We start from the raw sequence: 20,884 nt of genomic DNA on the forward strand, positions 1-20,884 counted from the left end.
CTACAATAACCACTTGTAAACCCCGTTGAATCAATCCCAGTGACTTCAATTGATTCGCCATTCTTGTAAAATAGATCTAATGTTCTCTTAAAGATACGATCAAGAAATGCAGAATAGATTCGAGTAACAAATTTTTGAAGTGTAGTAAAATGAGGAACTTTGTTCAGTCCTATTTTTGATTGAACAGAATCCATAATTTCAATGATCTCAACAAAGTCTCGGTAATCTTCATTCAAGTATTCTTTAAACAAAACCAACGTCAATAGTTGATGTTGAGTGTAAGTTTGCTTTGAATATTTGCAACTGTAGATTGGAAGGTGTGAATATCGTGTTAATTGCAATGCTATGTCGATAAAATTTAAGTACTTGTTAGACAAGCCATTAAATCATAGATTTAATGGGGGTTCCAGATCTTCAATCTGGAACAAACACAAACATCCCCTTGTGTTTTTGGTTGGAAAAGTCACAGGGGACTTCTTCTTATAAAAAATGTAGTGGCTCAATTGGATTTAGAAAAGAGGATTTCTACAGAGCCCAAAAATAATATATGTATAAATCCCTTACAAAGTCAACACACATCATTTTTTGAACAGACGTGGGTTCCTTTCGATGAACTTCCTTTCAGCTTTTTCGAACAGACGAATATGGATATCTTTTTTCAGATACAAGTATCCCAGAGTAGACATTAATAATGCACTCAGCGTTTCAACAATCAGATCCCACATGGTATCAACCAGTCCTGATGTTTGCATATTGAGCCCGAACACCACATCCATTACATATTCAAATATTTCCCAGATCGTGCCAAATGACACCGCAATGCTGAACGAAAACAGTGCTATAAAAAAGGGGCTCAGATTTACTTGATGTTCAGAATTCAAAACATATACCAAAATAAATCCAAGTGCTGGAAAGATTATACCTAAGGATGTATGAAGGAAGAGGTCCCACCACCAGAATATTTCAAAATACTCACCATATTCACCCAACATGAGAGATGCATAGATATAGAGCATGATCAGTACTTCGAACTCGTTGGGAAACTCAAACCTGTACGTTTTCTCGATTATGCTTGGCAGGAAGGTTACGATCAAGACATAGATGAAGAAACCTAAGTGCATCCAGTTTCCGGTAAATGTTGCTACTATGCATCCTATGATCAGCATCAATCTGAATATTGTAGATACCCAGAATGCAAACTTGTCAACTCTGTCCATCTCAGCCCTGTTCATGAGCATCCCTTTTAGGAAGATTAGACTCTCTGGAACTTGTCTGGGTCTCCATTGATCCAGATCTCATTCTTTACCATATTCAGCAAAGGATTCACAAGTACCCAGATAAGTCCGCGATTCGACATACCTGAAAGCTTCCAGTTCTTCTTTTTCGAATCTGCCACGCTCCTCAAGAGCTTCTATGCTGGGCCATTCTTCGATCCCAACAAAATCCCACTCTTCATTGGACCAACGGCAGTCGATCATCATCAGGACTTTCATTCCAAGTTCATCCATTTCCTCACGATCCTTACGCATAAACTCAGACTTTTCCTCTTCAGACAGATCATAAAATGCTTCCTTGATTCTAGCAAAATACATTCTGATAATAGGTTTATTCTCAGTCATCTTATCACCCCCATTCCAGTGCAGGTCACTCATCAACGTAGAAGCCGGACCCCACAAGATAGGTCTCGTTCCCGATCGATGCCCTCTTAATAAACGTATGCTTCATTAAAGGCTCAGTTTCACCGGGTTTTGGCCAGTAGTAATCAACCCAGCCCTCACCTTCTTCACTGAGAGCAATATCAATGTATATCTGACCTATGGGTTTATCGTTGAAGTCCACAAGTTCGCTCATATTCTGACCTTCGCCGCTCAGGTCCGGCGGATAGACAACACGCATCCCATCAGTCTTCCAGATGAATATGTAGAAATCATCGTGGAACCACTCACTATTGCTCTCCCTGAATTCAGGAAATGCCAGTTCTCCTGTTTCTTCCATAAGGTCAATGGCCGCATTTACCCGGGATACCGTATAGTCTTCCTGTGAAAACAGAACGGGCTGCTCCTCTTCAACTGTTTGATCTTCCTGCTCAGAAATAGATGTATCGTCCGGCTGGATACAGCCAGAGGCTACCAGTAATAGGGTAGCCGTACACAGAATACAAATTATGGTTTTAAGATCGCTCATATTATATCCCCTGTTGGAAAAATGAATTTCGATAGTTAAGTTGAATTTTGACTTTATGAATGAAATAGATATGCTTTGAGTCTTGAGGGGGTTTAGAGTGTAGGAAGAAAGGTAGTCCCTTATCGTAGTGTTCATGTCCGAATACCATTCGCAGATAGCTTTTGAAGTAATCTCTAGCTCAAAAAAGAATGCACAAATCCCGGATCAATCACCGGGAATGTCCACGAATTGGCCTTATTTCCAGAAGATCATGGATTGATCTGGACTTGACCTTTCTCGACCCCCATTTGTGACCACAATTGTACAAAAAATGGTCAGTAGACTGATATGTGTGAACATATGATATTATAAAGCAAGGAGGGATAATATCATGACAGCGGAAAATATTAGCACGAACCCTTTTGAGAATTCCGAAGAAAACTCGAATTTAAGCGGTTGCTTATGTACCGAATATTTGTGTGAATCTGCAGGGGACAAATCGAAGCAATATATCATTAGATCGAGCACTGGAAATTATGTTCGCTTTGCAATACTTGAAGAGGAACTATGTGCACATACATGGAATTGCATCGGAGAAGGCAGGCAATTCCTCGCAGAGTTAGAAACGCATGCAGCAAATAAGGGACTAAATCTGACGATCCCCACAGGTATTAATCCAAAGCTACAAACGATCCTAACTGATAATGGATACCACACCACAACCGTTGAATGGTTCCCCAGACCAGATTCTTTTGAAGCGATCGACTTGTGGGTGAAATAAAAAGCCCACAAATATACCATCTTACTACTAATTCCAAAGCACCCCCATCATTCATAACATGCAAAAACTTCCCCCCCATACTCCTGATAGGAACCTTATCCATGCTCTTTGCAGAAGTATTCTCAGGAGCTTCACATACATGGTTCATCAACGCTGGGGAATTCTCTAACATTTCCGCTCTACTTGGCCCATCTTTTGTTCTTTTTAGGGATCACGCTAACACAACGGACATCATTAATCCAGCTTTATCTTTTTGGAGTGCTCTTTGGTTTGTATGAATCGTGGATAACCAAGGTCTTGTGGGCTGGCATTTCGCTTCCGAAGGTCCATCCGTGGGTACCTTTCTTGGATTGGGCATAGGTGAATTTCCCATACTGGTCTTTTTATGGCATCCGATAATGTCTTTCATCGTTCCGATACTTGTTTTTGAGATATTGACCGGAAAGGTGCTTACCACGCATGAGATCATACTGGAACGAACTAAAAGGAAAACTGCCATTTTAGTGCTTTTCCTGATATTGATAAGCACTTTCATCGCTAACGAGAACCAGTTCGACCTCGTATCTGCAAATATTTCCCTGATAGGGACATTGCTGATAATTGCAGTGTTTTATAGGCTCACAAAGATCAGTGACCTGAATTCTCTGGAATTAGGTAAACGAAGTTTCAAGCTACTTGTGGGGTACTTATCTTACTTTATATTGTAACATTCCTGTACCTTCTGCCTGAAAGGATACCTACAACCATCCTTCCTTATATATCGATAATTGCATTCTACGCCATTTCAGCGGTCCTCGTCTTAAGGTCAACTAAAGTAGGAGCAGAATTGGAGATCTTAAGAAATAGCTCTTATTCAAACCGGGACATTATCAGGTTCATACCAGTACTGGTACTTTCATTCAATATCTCATGCCTTGTACCGGAGATCAGCATGGTTTTTTTGTCACATACTTATTTCTTACTCTCAGTAGCAGCAATATTGCTTTTTTCAGTAATTGTCCATAATTCCTGAAAAAATGACCATCCTGAAAATGTAATTAAGCATTGGAACGATCAAAATTAAGGTAATTCAAGAGACAAAGGAACACTAAAACCGAATGTGCTTCCAACACCAGGCTCACTTTCGACCCAAACATTACCACCGTGCATATTTACTAATTTTTTGACGAGGGACAAACCAAGACCTGTGCCTTCAAACTGGCGATTCGAAGCAGAGTCCACCTGTGTAAATGGTTTAAACAGATCATATTGTGCAGATTTGGGAATTCCAATTCCCGTATCTTCAACTTTAATAACTAATAAATCAGTGTTCTTTTCGACCCGGATAATTACTGAACCACCTTTAGGCGTGAACTTGATAGCATTAGTCACCAGATTAAAAATGATCTGTTTTAATTTTAGCTTGTCAGCATTAATACAAAAATTATCAGATTCGATAATTGTATCCAGATGTAAGTTTTTTTGTTGAGCAAGAGGAGAAACAATTGATATTACATCATTCAACATATCTAAAAATATAAACACTTCATAATGAAGATCAGCTTTACCAGCCTCTATCTTTGAAAGATCAAGAATATCATTGATAAGGCTTAGTAAATGTTTACCGCTTTTAGATATATTAGTTATGAATCTTATTTGTTCATCATTAAGCAGATCTTCGTCATTGTAGAGAAGGACATCTGAGAATCCGATAATAGAATTCAAAGGAGTTCGGAGTTCATGGCTCATATTAGCCAGAAACTCACTTTTTAAGTTATTTGAGGCCTCTGCGTTGGTTTTTGCTTCTAAAAGAGCATGTTCTACATTCTTGCGTTCAGTTATATCTCTGGAAATGCTCAGAATCGCGACGTTACCATTATATTCTATAAGCTGAGCACTCATTTCAATTGGTATTTCAGAACCATCTTTTCGAAGGTGCGCCATTTCGAAGATACATCCACCAGTATGAAAAAAATCTACCATACATTCATGAAAATGTGCTGCGCATTCCGGACTGAAGGTCTCTATTATGTTTTTCTTCAACAATGTGGCTCTTGTATAACCTAACCAATCACATAATTTAGCATTCACTTCATAAATATAACCGGACAGGTCGTAAATGAAAACCGCATCATTTGAATGATCAAAGAGAGTTTTAAAATTAAGTTCTGTCTTTTTTAGAGCTTCCTCTGCAAGTTTCTTTTCAGTAATATCGACAATGATACCCTGGAAGCGAATTGCTTTCCTATGATCATCCAATTCGATCAGTGACGTTTCAGTGACCCAACGAATATTACGTTCACGATCTATTATCCTATATTCTTTTGTAAATTCTGACTTGCCTTTTTTTATACATTCAGAAAAGGCCAGAAAATAATCAGTAACATCCTCGGAATGAATTATATCCTTATAAAGAACCTTATCAGCCATGAGATCTACTGCTGAGTAGCCAAACTGAGATACATTCTCAGAAACGAATTCAACAGGGAAACCATTTTCCGAACTCCTCAGGAATGCTACTACCGGACTTTTCCTGTAGATCGACTTCAACTCTTTTTCCTTTTTCATTAGCTCTGGAGAAGTGCGCAGGTGTTTTCTGTACTTACTGCTGAGCAGGTCCACCATATAGGTCCACATACCATCCTTCTTCATGATGATTTTCTCCCGACAATCCATGAGCACGATAACATCTGAAGAGGAAAATGAATCCAGAGAGCAGATAAATAAGGACGTAAGATCAACACCTGAACTTGAAGAAATGATGGAATTTTGGCACTCTCTTAGAAAGGGGAGCGTGTCAACTTTATCCATGATCAGATCAATATTGACCCTAAGTCCATTGAATCCATTTTTAACGGCATATTTCTGTTTATTTTCTATAATCTCCAATATAGCATCATGATACGCCTTCCCGTTAGATAATAGATTAGAGTTTACAAGAACAAGATCGAAATTCGAAGAACCGTAATTTTGTTTAACCAAAGTAATCTTTTCATTGAGAAGTCCATCTGTTTCCTCATTTTCTTTTATCCCAGGTTTTATCCAGATACAGAGATCATTACGTTTAAAACCCGACTCCAGAAAAGAGAAGATAAAATCAAGAACATCATCATCATTTTGGTATAGAAGTGTAGAATGTTCACCATGTGGAACGCCTGATATAGGCACATTCATTTCTATTGAATAGCTGTTCATGATATCAATACCCAGATACTCAATAGTGGAAACTCATATATTTTTCCTGCAAATTAACAGTAGTTCTTTTTTCTTTTATTATCAACTCTGGAGAAGATTGTAGGTGCTTCCTGCACTTGCTGCTTAGCATATCTACCAGATTGGTCCACATACCATTCATTTTCATGATAGTATTTTCCCGATCATCGACCAGTTCGAGAACCTCTGAAGAGGAAAATGAATCCAGAGGGCAGGTAAATAAACTTGTAAGATCCATAGCTGAAGTTGAAGAGATGATCGATTTTCGGCACGCTCTGAGAAAAGGAAGCATTTGGTCTTTTTCTGCCATCAGATCAACATTGATCCTCAGTCCACTGAATCCGCTTTTACAAACATATTTCTGCTTTTTTTCAATAAGTTCCAATATAGAATCACAAAAAGATCCAACATTAGAAAGCAATGCCGGATTCACAAGAACAAGATCGAAATTAGAGGAACATGAATTTTGATTGACATAAACCGTTTTTTCCTTGAAAAGATCATTCGTGTTTTCTTCTTTCTTCATCCCAGGCGTTACCCAAACGCATAGATCATTACGTTTAAAGCCAGACCTTAAGAAAGAAGAAACAAAGTCAAGTACATTATCATCATTTTTATAGACAAGTGTCATATGGTCGCCGTGAGGAACGTCTGATATAGGCAAATCCATTTTTCTTGAATATTCCTGCATGCTATTAACACCTTTTTTCTGGATCTTATGTATCCACATATTGCAAAATTATGAGGTCGGAAGCAATTGTGTAACTAAAACAAATTTACTTTACATACCTCAAGTTCGACTGTATTACAGTATAATATATAAATGTTGCCCATATAGGTAATTTGTGTCAACTTTTATACAAACCGATATAAAAACATCACTTGAAATGATTCGAATATTCCTTCCCGAAATCATAATAACCCATCCAGACTATCAAGCAGCTATGACCCTCTTATCAAAAAATGAACTTCGAGAGCTTGTACTTGCGAATCCACCTCTTGTAGAGAACATGATAGATATGGACACCCAGCTTCAGCCAAATGGCGTGGAGATGACCCTTCAGGAAGTCAGGACCATTGAAGGTGCAGGAGCGGTGGATTTTGATAATTCCGGTAGAAAGATATCTGAAGGCAGTAAGATCGAATTCAATGCGAATGGTTGGATACATCTTGAACCGGGAATATACAAAGTCCTTTTGAATGAAATCGTCAACATACCAAAGACACTGGCAGCGATCGCTAAACCACGTTCCAGCCTTATCAGATGTGGAGCTACTCTTGAAACCGCTGTATGGGATGCAGGATATTGTGGAAGAAGCGAATGCATGCTCGTGGTCCACAATACCGCCGGGTTCGACCTCCAGAAAGATGCACGTATAATGCAGCTTCTTTTCTACCACCTTCAAACGGAAGTGGAAGAAGGTTATTGCGGAAGATACCAGCATGAGAATATCTAACATGAACTATAGTGGCGCCCGCACAAAATATCTTTAAGATAGCTGGAACTTTCATATTAGCCCAAATTTTTACTTTTTGTACTGGAAAGCTTCGCTTTAGTCTTTGTACTAAAAGCACTATATCTGTGTACTTACGTCCAGTATAGTCCCTGGAAAATTTCAAAAATGTATCGAACCTGGACATAAAAGAAAATGGACCATTGCAATTATCAAAAAGGGGGTTAAGCGTTAACCTCGGATCCCCTTAAAGATTCTTCTGCAAGTTTCCTTTCAGTAATATCAACAATGATGCCCTGGAAGCTAATCGGACTCCCGGAATTATTTGTCTCGATCAATGACGTTTCATTGACCCAGCGAGGATTACATTTGTGGTCCAATATCCTGTATTCTTTTGTAAATTCGTGATCCCCATTTTTAATACACTCAGAAAAGGCCAGAAAATAATCGTCAATGTCCCAGGGATGGATCAGATCCTCATAGAGAACCTTGTGACACATGAGATCTTCTGCTGAATAACCAAACTGGGATATGTTCTCAGAAACGAATTCAACAGGGAAACCATTTTCTGAATTCCTGAGAAATGCCACTACAGGACTGTTACTATAAATGGAATGTAGTTCTTTTTCCCTCTTCATCAACTCAGGAGAAATGCGCAGGTGCTTCCTGTACTTGCTGCTAAGAAGATCCATCAGATTGACCCACATACCATTCTTTTTAATTATGGTATTCTCCCGATCATCCATCAAGTCAAAGACTTCCGACGAGGAAAATGAATCAAGAGGACAAGTAAATAGGGCAGTCAGATCGATGGTCGAAGTTGAAGAAATGATCGACTTTCTGCACTGTTTGAGGAAAGAAAACATTTGACCTTTATCTGCCATCAGATCAAAATTTATCCTAAGCCCCTTGAATCCACATTTAATGGCATATTTGTGTTTCTTTTCTATAAATTCCAGTATAGCAGCACAAAAATCATTGGCATTCGAAAGCAGTGTAGGGCTCATAAAAACAAGATCGAAATTAGAGGAACCGGAACTCTGGTTAACAAAAATGGTTTTTTCCTCAAAAAGATCATCGTGACCTTCACTATCTTTTATCCCGGGCGTTATCCAAATGCATAGGTCATTGCTCTTAAAGCCAGATCTTAAAAAAGACGAGACAAAATCGATCACTTTATCGCCATTTTTGTATACAAGCGTAGTATGGTCACCATATGGAACGTCTGACATAAGAACGTTTATTTTTGTTGAATGTTCTTGCATGCTATTACCACCAAGATCCTTGATCATATGTATTCGTAAATAGAGAAATGATGAGATACGAAGTTATTATTGGACTAAAACAAATTGACTTTACATACATCAAGTTTGCCTGTATTGGCAATGTTGTATATATATATTTCTCTTGGAACAAATTTACTCAAGACCGCAACAAAAAATCAGCTGATTCTTTGTACACAATCCAGAGTATATCCCTTAGATCAAAGAGAAGAAAAAGAAGGAGAGGAACGAGTGCAAACCTACGATATAAAATATCAGCAGGTTCGACCTTCAGAAAGATGCACGCATAATGCAGCTTCTTTTCTACCACCTTCACACCGAAGTGGATGAAGGTTATTGTGGAAGACACCAGCATGAGAACATATGACATGCCATATAATAGCATCCACGTAAAGGATATGTAATATAATACCTATCTCCTCTAGCATGAGCGAAATTGGCAAATCTGTCAGGATGGAGCGTATTTTCGACAGAAATACGGGAAATGCTATAATCATACCAATGGACCATGGAGTCGGTGCAGGACCTATCAAAGGTCTGATCGACATGCCATCAACTGTTAACAAGGTTGCAGAGGGTGGTGCAAATGCTGTCCTTGGTCACATGGGACTTGCAAAGCACGGACACCGTGGCTATGGAAGAGATGTAGGACTTATCATACACCTTTCCGGTTCCACATCACTTGGACCTGATCCAAACCACAAGGTACTTGTTACGACCGTTGAGGAATCTATAAAAGTAGGCGCTGATGCTGTCTCTGTTCACATCAACGTTGGTGCTGATGATGAAGCAGCAATGCTTCAGGACCTTGGATATATCGCAAAGAAATGTGACGAATGGGGAATGCCACTTCTTGCAATGACATACCCAAGAGGTGCAAAGGTCGAATCCGAACTTGACGTGGAATACGTGAAACACGCAGCAAGGGTTGGTGCAGAACTTGGAGCTGACATCGTCAAGACGAGCTACACCGGCGACCCTGAATCTTTCAAAGAGGTCATTGATGGCTGCCCTGTTCCTGTAGTTATTGCAGGCGGTCCACAGATGGATACCGAAAAAGAATTGCTCGAAATGATCTATGATGCACTTCAGGTTGGCTGCAAGGGTGTCGCAATGGGCAGGAACGTTTTCCAGTCTGACAATCCAACAAGACTTGTCACTCGTATCTCAAAGGTCGTCCATGGCGGAATGACTGCAGACGAGGCTATGGAAGACTAAAATAAGACCGTTCACATGCCGGAGATCCCGGCATCCATTTTTTAGTTTTAAGTACTTTTTTGTATTAGCCGCTTTGTCCGAAAATAGGGTATTTATCGGTCACGATACGATTTTTAAGTCACTTTTTATTTTAGTTGTAGATTAAGCAAATATTGATAAAATATGAGCAAACTCCCGCCAGAATCAGAATTAATTTTTTTCAGCACCTATTTGGCAGCTAATAGAGATGTTCGATAATATCTTGAATCTTACCAAGATTTATTAGCTGAGCACTGCTTTTGAATTATTCATTATAATAGTATCTATTTTGTAAAAACTAATATTTAAGTGTACAATTAAAACAATCATGTATTTATATCAGAAAATATTTCTTTTGTGATAATAATAACACTACCCTGACACAGAAATTAACATGAAATAATTTGTAAAATTACTGAATCATAATCTAACTAAAGTGGAGGGAAACTATGCTAAAATTTTCATCCAGCAGTACCGCAGTTGTAAACTCAAAAAAAGCCATAGCAGAATGCCTTGAAAACGCACTCGTTGATGAAGAGAACACTGATTGCGATCTTGTTGTAATCTATGCCACTGTTGGCCATAATCTGAATGATATCTTAGGTGAAGCACACAAAATCGCGCCCAGTGCACAGATTGTGGGTTGTACCTGTTCAGGAATCATTGGTAAAGAAGGACCAAATGAAGCAATGCGATGTCTGGCGATCATGACGATAAAAGGCAGGAAAGATGAATATTCCGTAGCCATAAAAGACAATATAACAGGTCAAAATTCGTATGAGGTCGGTGCCCAATTGGCCAAGGACCTGAAAAGCAAAAATTCAAACGTCAACATGATCCATTTTTTGGCATCAGGCATTGATATTGCTGCCGACAAAGCGCTGGAAGGCATCGAGTCAGTTTTTGGTCGAGATGTTCCAATATTTGGAGCTACCTCTTCTGATAATATGAAAGCCATGAACAGCTTCCAGTTCGTTGGCGACCAGATATTTGAAAAAGCTGCATTAGCAATTGGTTTTGCAGACCCTACACTCGAGGTAATAACACAAGCTTCCCATGGTTTCGCAATCATGGAAATGCCTTTTGAAGTTACACGCTCTGAGTCGAACCGTGTGTACGAGCTGAATGGGAAGCCAGCCTGGGAATGCCTGACAGAGAATCTTGGACTACCCGAGACAGCACAACTTGAGGATACGATCCCAATTGGAGCACTTGCAGAGGAACTACCAAAGAACTTACATGAAGAGTATGGCAACACCCACATCCTTCGTGTGATAGCAAAGAAAGGAACGGATGGTAGCATCTACATGCCTGTTGAGTGTCCCAAAGGCACAAAACTCCACTTCACCAAGAGGGATGAAGATCTAATATTTGATGGTCTTGATCAGATGGTTGGACAGATCGTAGAAAAATGCAACGGTCGTAAACCTGTCGCCGTTTTCCATGCGGACTGTGTCGCAAGAGGAAGAGGAATGTTAAACCGTGTCCTTAAAGATGAAATTGTAGCCAGGATGCAGTATCCTCTATGTAACGATGAGGATGTACCATGGCTGGGAATGTACGGACTGGGCGAGTTTGCAAGATTAGGAGGGCGAGACCAATTCCATAACTATACAACAGCCCTGTATGTCATTGTCAAATGCAACGAATAATGTGGCCCTCAGTGTATTCGTACCAAACACCTCGCAACATGAATGAATAAAGGTAGAAAATGATCATGAATGGTGAGACCTTGAACTATGATGAGCTTAAAGCCAGGTATAATAAGCTACAGAAGCAGGTAAGCCGTTTTTCTGCGATTGAGCAGAAGCTTGTCAATACGGGAGATCTCCTTGATCAGGAGCTGGGTCGCTTTAAGTCGATCCAGTCATACAACAAGAAAGCCATTCGGAGTAAAGATCTGCATGACCTTTTATTGATAACGGTAGAATCCATAGTTGAAGTTTTTGAGGTTGAATGTGGTGCATTCTTCACTTACGACATGGCTAATAATCGTTTAACGCTTGTGGAGGATTATGGTTTTGATGAAAAATATCCATTGGTCATGGACTGGATGGTTTCCGATGACATTGTGAACGCAAGAGAAGCCGTCTTTATCGAGGATTCCAGCCCAACAAATCCCTGGGAATCGCTTGGATTATGCCAGGTTATTTACGCCCCATATTACAAGGATGGAGATCTGCAGGGATTTGTTCTGGGAGGACGATCCATAAAAAAGAAGGAGTTCTATGACAAAATCGATGAAGAGCTCAGACCGTCTTTCATGGTGTTCACTCACCAGATGAGCGCATTGCTGCACAATATTGAGTCACGGGAAATTATCCGACAAAATATAGCAGAACTGACAAGTACCAACAACCAGCTCCAACAAGAGATCACACAACGTAAGCAAGCAGAGTACCGCATCAAAAAGATGAACGAATGTTTCTTAAGCTTCGGGACTGATCCATTAGAGAACATCAATTACCTTACAGCCCTTTTCGGAGAAATGATGGGAGCTAACTGTGCATTCTACAACCGATTAGATGAGGGTTTGCTCTGTTCATGGGGACAGTGGAATACACCAACTGATTACAAACCCGTTGATGAGCCAGAAGGACATCTTTGCTATGATGTGATCCAGCGTGCACAAGATCGCTTGATGGTAATCCGGAACCTTTACGAAACAGCATATGCACACACAGACCCAAATGTAATCCCATATGGGTTAAAGACCTATGTAGGAACAGGGGTTAAGCTTGGAACAAACTGCGTTGGCTCCCTATGTTGTGTGTTCCAGAACGATTTTGTACCCACAAAAGAAGATAAATGGATGATAGGGGTGATTGCTACGGCAATAGCCGTGGAAGAAAAACGAAAGTGGGTACAAGAAGAATTACTTAATTCTGAGAACAAGTACCGCATGATCTTTGAGCATTCTCCGGTAGGAATTTTCCATTATGACCAAAATGGAGTAATTACCCATTCTAATGATAGTTTTGCAAAGATCATTGGAGCACCTGCAGAAAAGATAATCGGATATAATATACTGAAGTCACCGGAAAATGTTCAAGTGTCTAAGGTCGTTAGAGAAACACTTTCTAAAAGACCAGGACATTATGAAGGAGAGTATAGATCAGTCATCGGTGGCAAACATACAATGATCAAAGCTGAAGCTAACCCAATTTTCTCGAAGAACGAATCTTCGCTGGGAGGCATCTGCGTTGTAGAAGATGTTACCGAACGCAAACAAGCAGAAGAAGTTCAGAAAAAGGATACCTTGTTAAAAGAGATCCATCATCGGGTGAAAAATAACCTTCAAATCATTTCCAGTTTGCTCAACCTTCAATCTCGAAACTTCAGTGATGAAAAAGTAATCGATGCATTCAAGGAGAGTCAGAACCGCGTCCGATCAATGGCCATTGCCCATCAGAAACTGTACCAATCAAAGGATCTGGCAAGTATAAATGTTGGGGATTACATCAAAAATTTGACGAACTACCTTTTCCAGACATACAGGATAGGCAACCGTGCAGCCAAATTGAAACTGGACGTTGATAACATAAACATGGGAATAGAGAGAACTATCCCCCTTGGATTGATCATCAATGAAATTGTTTCAAATTCCTTAAAGTATGCTTATCAGGAAGAGCAAGAAGGCGACATCAATATTGAATTCCATCTTGAAAACAAGATGTTTACACTTATTATCAGCGACACTGGGACAGGTATTCCTAAAGAGCTGGACTATAGGAATTCACATTCATTAGGTTTGCAACTGGTAACAACACTTGTAAAACAAATTCGTGGTGAAATAGAGCTTGATCGAAGCGAGGGTACTAAATTCGTGATAACTTTTGAGGAATAAGTAAGGAGTTGGGGGAGCTTTAATGACAAGACAAAAAATATTAGTTATAGAGGATGAACTCATTACAGCCCTGGACATAAAGAACACGTTGGAATATTTCGGATATTCAGTCCCTTTCACTTTTGCATCCGGGGAAGAAGCTATTGAAAAAATAGAAGAGATTTGTCCGGATCTGGTGCTGATGGATATTATGCTGGATGGGGATATGGACGGTGTCCAAGTAGCTGAACATATACAGACACGATATGACATTCCAGTTGTCTACCTTACCGCTTATGCCGATGACAATACCTTGCAGCGAGCAAAGATAACAGGACCTTTTGGTTACATACTCAAGCCTTTTGAAGAGAAGGAATTATACACAATTATAGAGATAGCCCTTTACAGGCATGAAATGGAGAATAAATTGAAAGAAAGGGAAGAAAAGTATTCCGCTCTTGTCGAAAATGGAAATGATGGAATTATTATTATCCAGAATTTCATGATTAAATATGCAAATCCGAAAATGCTGGATATAATTAAATATTCCTTTGATGAAACAAACGAAATACCTTTTATGAATTTGATCTCGCCCGAGCATACCGATCTACTAAAAAGGAGATATGTAAAGAGACTGGAAGAAGCCATTAAGCCGGATTATGAGATAGATATCCTGTCAAACGATGGAAAAAAGATACCTGTTGAGATCAATGCATCTACCATCCAATACAAAGGTAAACCGGCAGATATGGTAATCATAAGAGATATCACAGAGAGAAAAAAAGCAACTGATGCTTTGATGGAATCAGAAAAAAAATATCGTGAGTTGGCTGAAAATATTGAAGAAATGGTATACTGTATTGACCCTAAAACCTTTGCAACAACATTTACTAATCCGGCTGTTGAGAAAATTTTCGGATATACTATTGAAGAATGGTACAGTAATCTGAATTTATGGAAATTTACCATTCACTCTAAAGATAGAGAGAAGGTCCTTTTAGAATATGAAGAAATGCAGACAAATCTTGAAAATGGTGTTTTAGAATACCGTATAAGAAGAAAGGACGGAACAATAAGGTGGGTAGAAAATCACATTGCATGGATAATAGACAAAGAAAGAAACACTGTTTCAATTAATGGTGTTATGCATGACGTGACTGAACGTAAAGAAGCCGAAATTGCATTAATGAATGCAAAAATTACTGCTGAGTCTGCCAATAAAGCAAAGAGTGAGTTTCTTGCAAATGTAAGCCATGAATTGAGAACACCCCTTAATTCGATCATTGGTTTTTCAGATTTCCTTCTCCATTATGACGAATATTTGCTCAATGATAAGCAAATAAGATACATAACTAATATATCTAAAAGTGGTAACCATTTACTAAGCCTTATCAATGATATTCTGGACCTTTCAAAAATAGAGGCTGATAAAGCGGAGCTTCAGAATGAAAAATTTATAGTTTTAGATATATTGAATGATGTAATATCAATTGTTTCTCCTCTTGCAGAAAAAAAGAATATCTGCCTGAACACAAGTATCGAAGCTGATTATCTTTGCATTAATGCTGATAAGATAAAATTAAAACAGGTTATTTTTAATCTCTTATCTAATGCTATAAAGTTCACCCCTGATGGTGGTTCAATAATGATTAGGGTGGAAAAGAGCACTAAATGCTTGATCATCAAAGTCAAAGATACAGGAATTGGCATTTCAAAAGATTATCATGAAACAATCTTTGAGCCATTTACACAAGTTGATTCTTCGAGCAGTAGATTACATGAAGGTAATGGCCTCGGCCTTGCCCTTGTGAAAAAAATCGTTGAAATGCATAATGGTGAAGTCTTATTAAAAAGTGAACTAAGTGAAGGAACTACAATAGGATTTAGCATTCCAACCGATTTATAAAATTCGTTTCCTTTTTTAAAATATATTAATTACCTCAATAGAATAAAAAATATGCAATACATCCCAACTTTGATAGTTTTTGCTTTTTCCGAAAAGAATGTGTTTCTTTAGAATAAGCATCAAAAATATCAATCTTTAGAAATAAGAATCATAGCAAGATCGGTGATGGAATAACCAACAAAATCAGTTAGTAGTGGTGGTACAATATGATTTACGATCTTGCTTAACTAATACAATATATTAATAACTATATATAAGTTTCGAAATTGTTTTTTGTTTTGTATGTAAAAAATAAATGCAAATACCTAGAATAATCGATGCGACATCCCATTGATCGATAAATAAAAAAAATATAAAAATAAGCAGTTTGAAAAATAAAAGTTCAAAGCTGGAAGCTTTAGGAATAACTAAAAATGAAGAATAATAGCAAGACCGTGATGGAATGACCAATAAAAAATCAGTTTGTGGTGGTGGTGGTACGATATGATTTTTTCGGTCTTGCCTAAATAATAATATGCATCAGTAACTATATAAAGATGTTGCTGATTATTATCATTATTATGAGGTCTGTGTATTGAACATACTTTTTTGAAACTCAGCACCAACATAAGCAAATGAAAAGAAATTACCAAATTATTTTACTACACACATGAATATGATCTTTGACAGGACAAACAAATAAACAAATTCGTTTATAAATAAATTTCAGATATCAAAAGCTAAAGTCAATATATTTATGATGAAATGGTTCCTTACAGACACAAATTTATATGTGGAAAGTGCGTTAATCAGAAATATAAACCAGCCAACATATTGAAAAATATAAAAATGAACTCGGGTTTCAGATATTCCCATTACATAAAGGCAGGAAATATCGATAATATAGCATATTATAATCCCCAACAATATGATCGCGGAATTATGAGGATCTATCATGGACAGGTATGAACAGGTAATTGAACTGGCAAAAAGACGAGGTTTTTTGTGGAACTCCTTTGAGCTGTACGGAGGTACTGCAGGATTTTATGATTACGGACCTCTCGGAAGCACTTTAAAGAGAAGGATCGAGCAGATCTGGCGTGAACTCTACGTTATCCATGAAGGGTTCATGGAGATCGAGACACCCACAGTTGGTATCGAAGATGTTTTTGTCGCATCCGGCCATGTTGGAGGTTTTTCTGACCCCCTCTGCGAATGTAAAGAATGTGGCGAAGCGTTCCGAGCAGATCACCTTGTTGATAAGATAGTAGAAATTGCAGATGCTTTGAGCAACGAGGAACTTGACAGGCTAATCAAGGAGAACAACATTGGATGTCCTGAATGTGGTGGCGAACTTGGCAAAGCTTATGAGTTTAACCTGATGTTCAAGACGAGTATCGGCCCGGGTACAGGAAGACAGGGCTACATGCGTCCTGAAACTGCACAGGGAATGTTCATAAATTTCCAGAGACTGTCTCGATACTATCGTGAAAAGCTTCCCTTTGGTGCAACCCAGATCGGAAAATCATACCGTAACGAGATATCACCAAGGCAGGGAGTTATCAGACTTCGTGAGTTCACACAGGCGGAAGCTGAAATATTCACCCATCCTGAAGAAAAGACCCATCCGAACATTGGAAACTTCGAAGGTGTTACATTAAACCTTTATTCAGATGAAGCACAGCAAAAGGGTGTTATCGAACAGATGACCATCAGGGAAGCTATCGATCAGAACATCATTGCACATGAATTCCTGGCCTACCACATTGCACTTACAAACAGTTTCCTGCAACGTGTGGGTATTGCTGCAGATAAACTCAGGTTCAGGCAGCACCAGAAAGACGAGATGGCACACTATGCTATCGATTGCTGGGATGCTGAGATACTTACCGACAGGTTCGGCTGGATCGAGGTCGTTGGAATTGCGGACAGGACAGACTATGACCTGATGGCACATGCAAAGACCAGTGGAAAAGAACTTGTGGTCAATATCGAGTACGATGAGCCGAAGATGATCGAACAGTTCGTGGTCAAGCCAAACATGGCAAAAATGGGACCTCTGTTCAAAGGGAAAGCAAAGGCTGTTGCCGATGCACTTAAAGAATTAAGCTCCGACGAACTTGACAAGGAAGAGATCAAGGTAACTGTTGATGGTGAGGAGTTCACAGTTCCTTCTGATATCATATCCTATGCACAGGAAACTGTCAAGGTCAGCGGTGAAAAGATCGTACCGCATGTCATTGAACCATCCTATGGTATTGACAGGATCCTCTACTGTACAATGGAACATGCCTTTGAAGAAGAAATTGTCGCTGGAGAAGGCGATGAGGATGAAGAGGAAAGGATAGTCCTCAGGTTCCAGAACGAGGTCGCACCTGTACAGGTAGCTGTCCTGCCACTGCTTACAAGAGAAGAACTGATGGGTCCTGCAAAGCAGATCGCAGAAAAGCTTCGAAACAGGGGACTGCTTGTAGCCTATGATGATTCAAGAGCCATCGGCAGACGTTACCGCAGGAACGATGAGATCGGAACACCATATTCCATAACCGTCGATTATGATACGATCGAAGATAAATCCGTGACCATCCGAGACCGTGATACAATGGAACAGGTAAGGGCACCAATAGATGGCATTGAAGATGCAATATATGACCTGGTCTATGGAAAGAAGGACTTTGATACTGCAGGTGTGAAGCTGTAAACACTTTCACACCGCTTGCCTCATATTTAATAAGGTTAAGAACGTAATTGCATCAAGCAACATTCAAACCTGTAATAAATATGAGCAACTTTATCAAACACTCCCTGGTCAAACCAGACACTATAGAACAAAGGCTCTATCAGCTTGACCTTGCCGGAAAGGCACTATCAGCACCAACACTGGTAGTTTTGCCAACCGGTCTTGGCAAGACCATCGTTGCTCTTCTTGTTATTATTTCCAGGCTGGAAAAGGCCGGAGGGAAGGTCCTTATCCTTTCTCCCACAAAACCACTGGTTGAGCAACATGCTTCTTTTTTAAAAGCTGCCCTTAACATACCCGAAGAAGAGATACTGACATTCACAGGTGCAGTTTCCCCTGAGAACAGGGCAAAGCTCTGGGAAAAGGGACGGATCATCATATCAACACCACAGGTCATCGAGAATGACATCCTCACAAAAAGGATAAGCCTCGAGGATATTTCGCACATCACTTTTGACGAAGCACACAGGGCTGTCGGGAATTATGCTTACACCTATATTGCAGAGAGATATTTCCAGGATGCTAAGAACCCGCATTGTCTTGCTATCACTGCAAGCCCGGGAAGTTCCGATGAGAAGATCAGTGAGGTCTGCAACAACCTGTTCATAAGTTCAGTTGCCATCAAGACAGAATCCGATTCGGATGTTGCCCCATACATTCACAAAAAAGAGATAGAATGGAAGCACGTCATACTGCCGGATGAGATGAAAGAGCTGAAAAAGCTCCTGGACAAGGTCCTTGATGACAGGTTCAAGAAGCTTGGAGAACTTGGATATTCCCTCCCATACGGAAAGAGTGCTTCAAAGAGGGATCTACTGGGTCTGCAGAAAAAGTTGCAGGGAGAACTAAGAGGCATGGCCGATCCGGCAGTGTTCAGTGCATTGTCCATACTTGCAGAGATAATGAAAGTGAACCATGCTGTGGAGATCATTGAGACACAGGGTATCGAATCCCTTTCAAAATATGCTGACAGGCTGGAGAACGAAGCTGTCTCAAAGAGCGGAAGCAAGGCTGCAAAACGCCTTTCTGAAGACCTCTACATGAGACAGTTCTACCACAGGATAAAGGAATGCAGCACAGAGCATCCCAAACTCAATGTTGTTCGTGATCTGGTTTCCAGGGAACTCAATGGCAAACCGGAATCCCGGGTTATTGTCTTTACAAATTATCGTGACACCTCCGAGATGGTAACAAATGCCCTTTCCGAGATAAAAGGAATACGACCTGTCAAGTTCGTGGGTCAGAGTTCAAAGTTCCGCGACAAGGGGCTCACCCAAAAACAGCAGGTAGAGATCATCGAGAAATTCAAGGCAGGAGACTACAATGTCCTCGTAGCGACCTCAGTAGCTGAAGAGGGACTCGACATACCTGCCACCGACCTTGTACTGTTCTACGAACCGGTTCCCTCGGAGATCAGAAGCATACAGAGAAAAGGTCGTACCGGCAGGAAACATGAAGGCAGGGTCGTTGTCCTTGTTACCAAAGGCACAAGAGATGAAGCATACTACTGGAGCTGTAACCACAAAGAGCGCCGGATGCAGAGCAATATGCAGCAATGGCAGGAGACAATGTCCTCCGACAATGGGAATCAGGACATTACAAGTGAGTTTGGGGTTACCCAGAAACAGCAAACGGGACTCTCAGACTTTACAGATGATGAAGTTACAGTTGTCCTTGACCAGAGGGAGATTCGAAGCACGGTAGCACGAAATCTTGAGAAGATGGGAATTAATATCGTTGTCAAGACCCTTGAGGTAGGAGATTATATCGTCAGCGACAGGACAGCCATCGAGCGTAAGAGTGCAGAGGACTTTGTGAGTAGCCTGCTTGACAGGGATCTTTTCAGGCAAATATCCGACCTTTCAGGAGCCTATGATAAGCCCATAATGATAATTGAGGGAGATGGTTTGTTCACTTCCAGAATGCTTAATCCGAATGTGATACATGGAACCCTTGCAGCCCTTGTACTGGATTTCGGCGTATCGGTATTGTACACACGAGATCCTGAAGACACAGCATCCCTTATCAGTATCCTGGCAAAAAGAGAGCAAGTTGATGAAAAGAGAGAGATCAGTGTGCACGGGAAGAAGTCTTCAATGTTGCTTTCACAGCAGCAGGAATACATTGTGTCCTCCATTAGTGATATTGGGCCCAATGCTGCGAGAAATCTGCTCGAACATTTTGATTCGGTTGAAAATGTCATGAAAGCCGAGCAGGATGAACTGACAAAGGTCAAGAACATCGGACCAAAGACCGCATCAAAGATGAGGGAAATTCTCACAGGTAAATATAAAGGATAAAAAGGTGAACAAGGGCAGAATCGC

At 40.0% G+C, this 20,884-nt stretch carries 15 protein-coding genes and 2 pseudogenes; 10 read left to right on the forward strand and 7 right to left on the reverse strand.

Annotation, left to right across the window (positions count from 1 at the left end; all coding sequences use genetic code 11):
* The 4 genes and pseudogenes from LI82_RS12095 to LI82_RS12110 form a co-directional block, all read right to left on the reverse strand.
* Positions 1 to 377: pseudogene (locus LI82_RS12095) on the reverse strand (IS5/IS1182 family transposase); the annotation flags it as partial.
* A gap of 201 nt (positions 378 to 578) precedes the next feature.
* Positions 579 to 1,232 (reverse strand): hypothetical protein, encoded by a 654-nt coding sequence (locus tag LI82_RS12100; protein WP_048196337.1) that lies wholly within the window; start codon positions 1,230 to 1,232, stop codon positions 579 to 581.
* Between the two features lie 63 nt (positions 1,233 to 1,295).
* A complete protein-coding gene (locus tag LI82_RS12105; protein ID WP_135607276.1) occupies positions 1,296 to 1,619 on the reverse strand; it encodes a hypothetical protein in 324 nt (107 codons plus the stop codon).
* Positions 1,620 to 1,644: 25 nt separating this feature from the next.
* Positions 1,645 to 2,184, reverse strand: coding sequence for a cache domain-containing protein (locus LI82_RS12110; RefSeq protein WP_052402935.1), 540 nt, complete (start codon positions 2,182 to 2,184; stop codon positions 1,645 to 1,647).
* A 370-nt stretch (positions 2,185 to 2,554) separates the two neighbouring features.
* On the opposite strand from LI82_RS12110, the gene LI82_RS12115 reads away from it, so the two are divergent.
* Together LI82_RS12115 and LI82_RS12120 are read left to right on the forward strand one after the other, a co-directional pair.
* Positions 2,555 to 2,944 (forward strand): hypothetical protein, encoded by a 390-nt coding sequence (locus LI82_RS12115; RefSeq protein WP_048196342.1) that lies wholly within the window; start codon positions 2,555 to 2,557, stop codon positions 2,942 to 2,944.
* Between the two features lie 281 nt (positions 2,945 to 3,225).
* Positions 3,226 to 3,651, forward strand: coding sequence for a hypothetical protein (locus LI82_RS12120; protein WP_048196344.1), 426 nt, complete (start codon positions 3,226 to 3,228; stop codon positions 3,649 to 3,651).
* Between the two features lie 352 nt (positions 3,652 to 4,003).
* Here LI82_RS12120 and LI82_RS12635 read toward each other — a convergent pair whose 3' ends face one another.
* Together LI82_RS12635 and LI82_RS12130 are read right to left on the reverse strand one after the other, a co-directional pair.
* On the reverse strand, positions 4,004 to 6,118 hold the full coding sequence (locus LI82_RS12635) for an ATP-binding protein (RefSeq protein WP_052402937.1): 2,115 nt from the start codon (positions 6,116 to 6,118) through the stop codon (positions 4,004 to 4,006).
* A 19-nt stretch (positions 6,119 to 6,137) separates the two neighbouring features.
* Positions 6,138 to 6,827 (reverse strand): MEDS domain-containing protein, encoded by a 690-nt coding sequence (locus LI82_RS12130; RefSeq protein WP_048196346.1) that lies wholly within the window; start codon positions 6,825 to 6,827, stop codon positions 6,138 to 6,140.
* A 253-nt stretch (positions 6,828 to 7,080) separates the two neighbouring features.
* Here LI82_RS12130 and LI82_RS12135 point away from each other — a divergent pair, with 253 nt between their 5' ends.
* Positions 7,081 to 7,593, forward strand: coding sequence for a deoxyuridine 5'-triphosphate nucleotidohydrolase (locus LI82_RS12135; protein WP_048196401.1), 513 nt, complete (start codon positions 7,081 to 7,083; stop codon positions 7,591 to 7,593).
* A gap of 221 nt (positions 7,594 to 7,814) precedes the next feature.
* Here the strand turns inward: LI82_RS12135 and LI82_RS12140 are convergent, their stop codons facing one another.
* Complete coding sequence (locus tag LI82_RS12140) at positions 7,815 to 8,855, reverse strand: PAS domain-containing protein (protein WP_048196348.1); 1,041 nt, start codon at positions 8,853 to 8,855, stop codon at positions 7,815 to 7,817.
* Positions 8,856 to 9,123: 268 nt separating this feature from the next.
* Between LI82_RS12140 and LI82_RS13490 the strand changes: the two are divergent.
* The 7 genes and pseudogenes from LI82_RS13490 to LI82_RS12175 form a co-directional block, all read left to right on the forward strand.
* Positions 9,124 to 9,240: pseudogene (locus LI82_RS13490) on the forward strand (deoxyuridine 5'-triphosphate nucleotidohydrolase); the annotation flags it as partial.
* A gap of 59 nt (positions 9,241 to 9,299) precedes the next feature.
* The gene (locus tag LI82_RS12150) at positions 9,300 to 10,091 is read left to right on the forward strand and encodes a 2-amino-3,7-dideoxy-D-threo-hept-6-ulosonate synthase (RefSeq protein WP_048196352.1); all 792 of its coding nucleotides are present in this window, start codon (positions 9,300 to 9,302) and stop codon (positions 10,089 to 10,091) included.
* A 467-nt stretch (positions 10,092 to 10,558) separates the two neighbouring features.
* On the forward strand, positions 10,559 to 11,761 hold the full coding sequence (locus LI82_RS12155) for an FIST signal transduction protein (protein WP_048196354.1): 1,203 nt from the start codon (positions 10,559 to 10,561) through the stop codon (positions 11,759 to 11,761).
* 59 nt (positions 11,762 to 11,820) lie between these two features.
* Complete coding sequence (locus LI82_RS12640) at positions 11,821 to 13,956, forward strand: histidine kinase dimerization/phosphoacceptor domain -containing protein (RefSeq protein ID WP_052402940.1); 2,136 nt, start codon at positions 11,821 to 11,823, stop codon at positions 13,954 to 13,956.
* 22 nt (positions 13,957 to 13,978) lie between these two features.
* Positions 13,979 to 15,841 (forward strand): hybrid sensor histidine kinase/response regulator, encoded by a 1,863-nt coding sequence (locus LI82_RS12645; protein ID WP_052402942.1) that lies wholly within the window; start codon positions 13,979 to 13,981, stop codon positions 15,839 to 15,841.
* Between the two features lie 934 nt (positions 15,842 to 16,775).
* Positions 16,776 to 18,521, forward strand: coding sequence for a glycine--tRNA ligase (gene glyS, locus LI82_RS12170; RefSeq protein WP_048196356.1), 1,746 nt, complete (start codon positions 16,776 to 16,778; stop codon positions 18,519 to 18,521).
* 80 nt (positions 18,522 to 18,601) lie between these two features.
* Positions 18,602 to 20,860 carry a DEAD/DEAH box helicase gene (locus tag LI82_RS12175; protein ID WP_048196406.1) on the forward strand — a complete coding sequence of 753 codons (2,259 nt, stop codon included), beginning with the start codon at positions 18,602 to 18,604 and terminating at the stop codon, positions 20,858 to 20,860.
* Positions 20,861 to 20,884: the final 24 nt, after the last annotated feature.

This window comes from Methanococcoides methylutens, assembly GCF_000765475.1.
Taxonomy (GTDB): domain Archaea; phylum Halobacteriota; class Methanosarcinia; order Methanosarcinales; family Methanosarcinaceae; genus Methanococcoides; species Methanococcoides methylutens.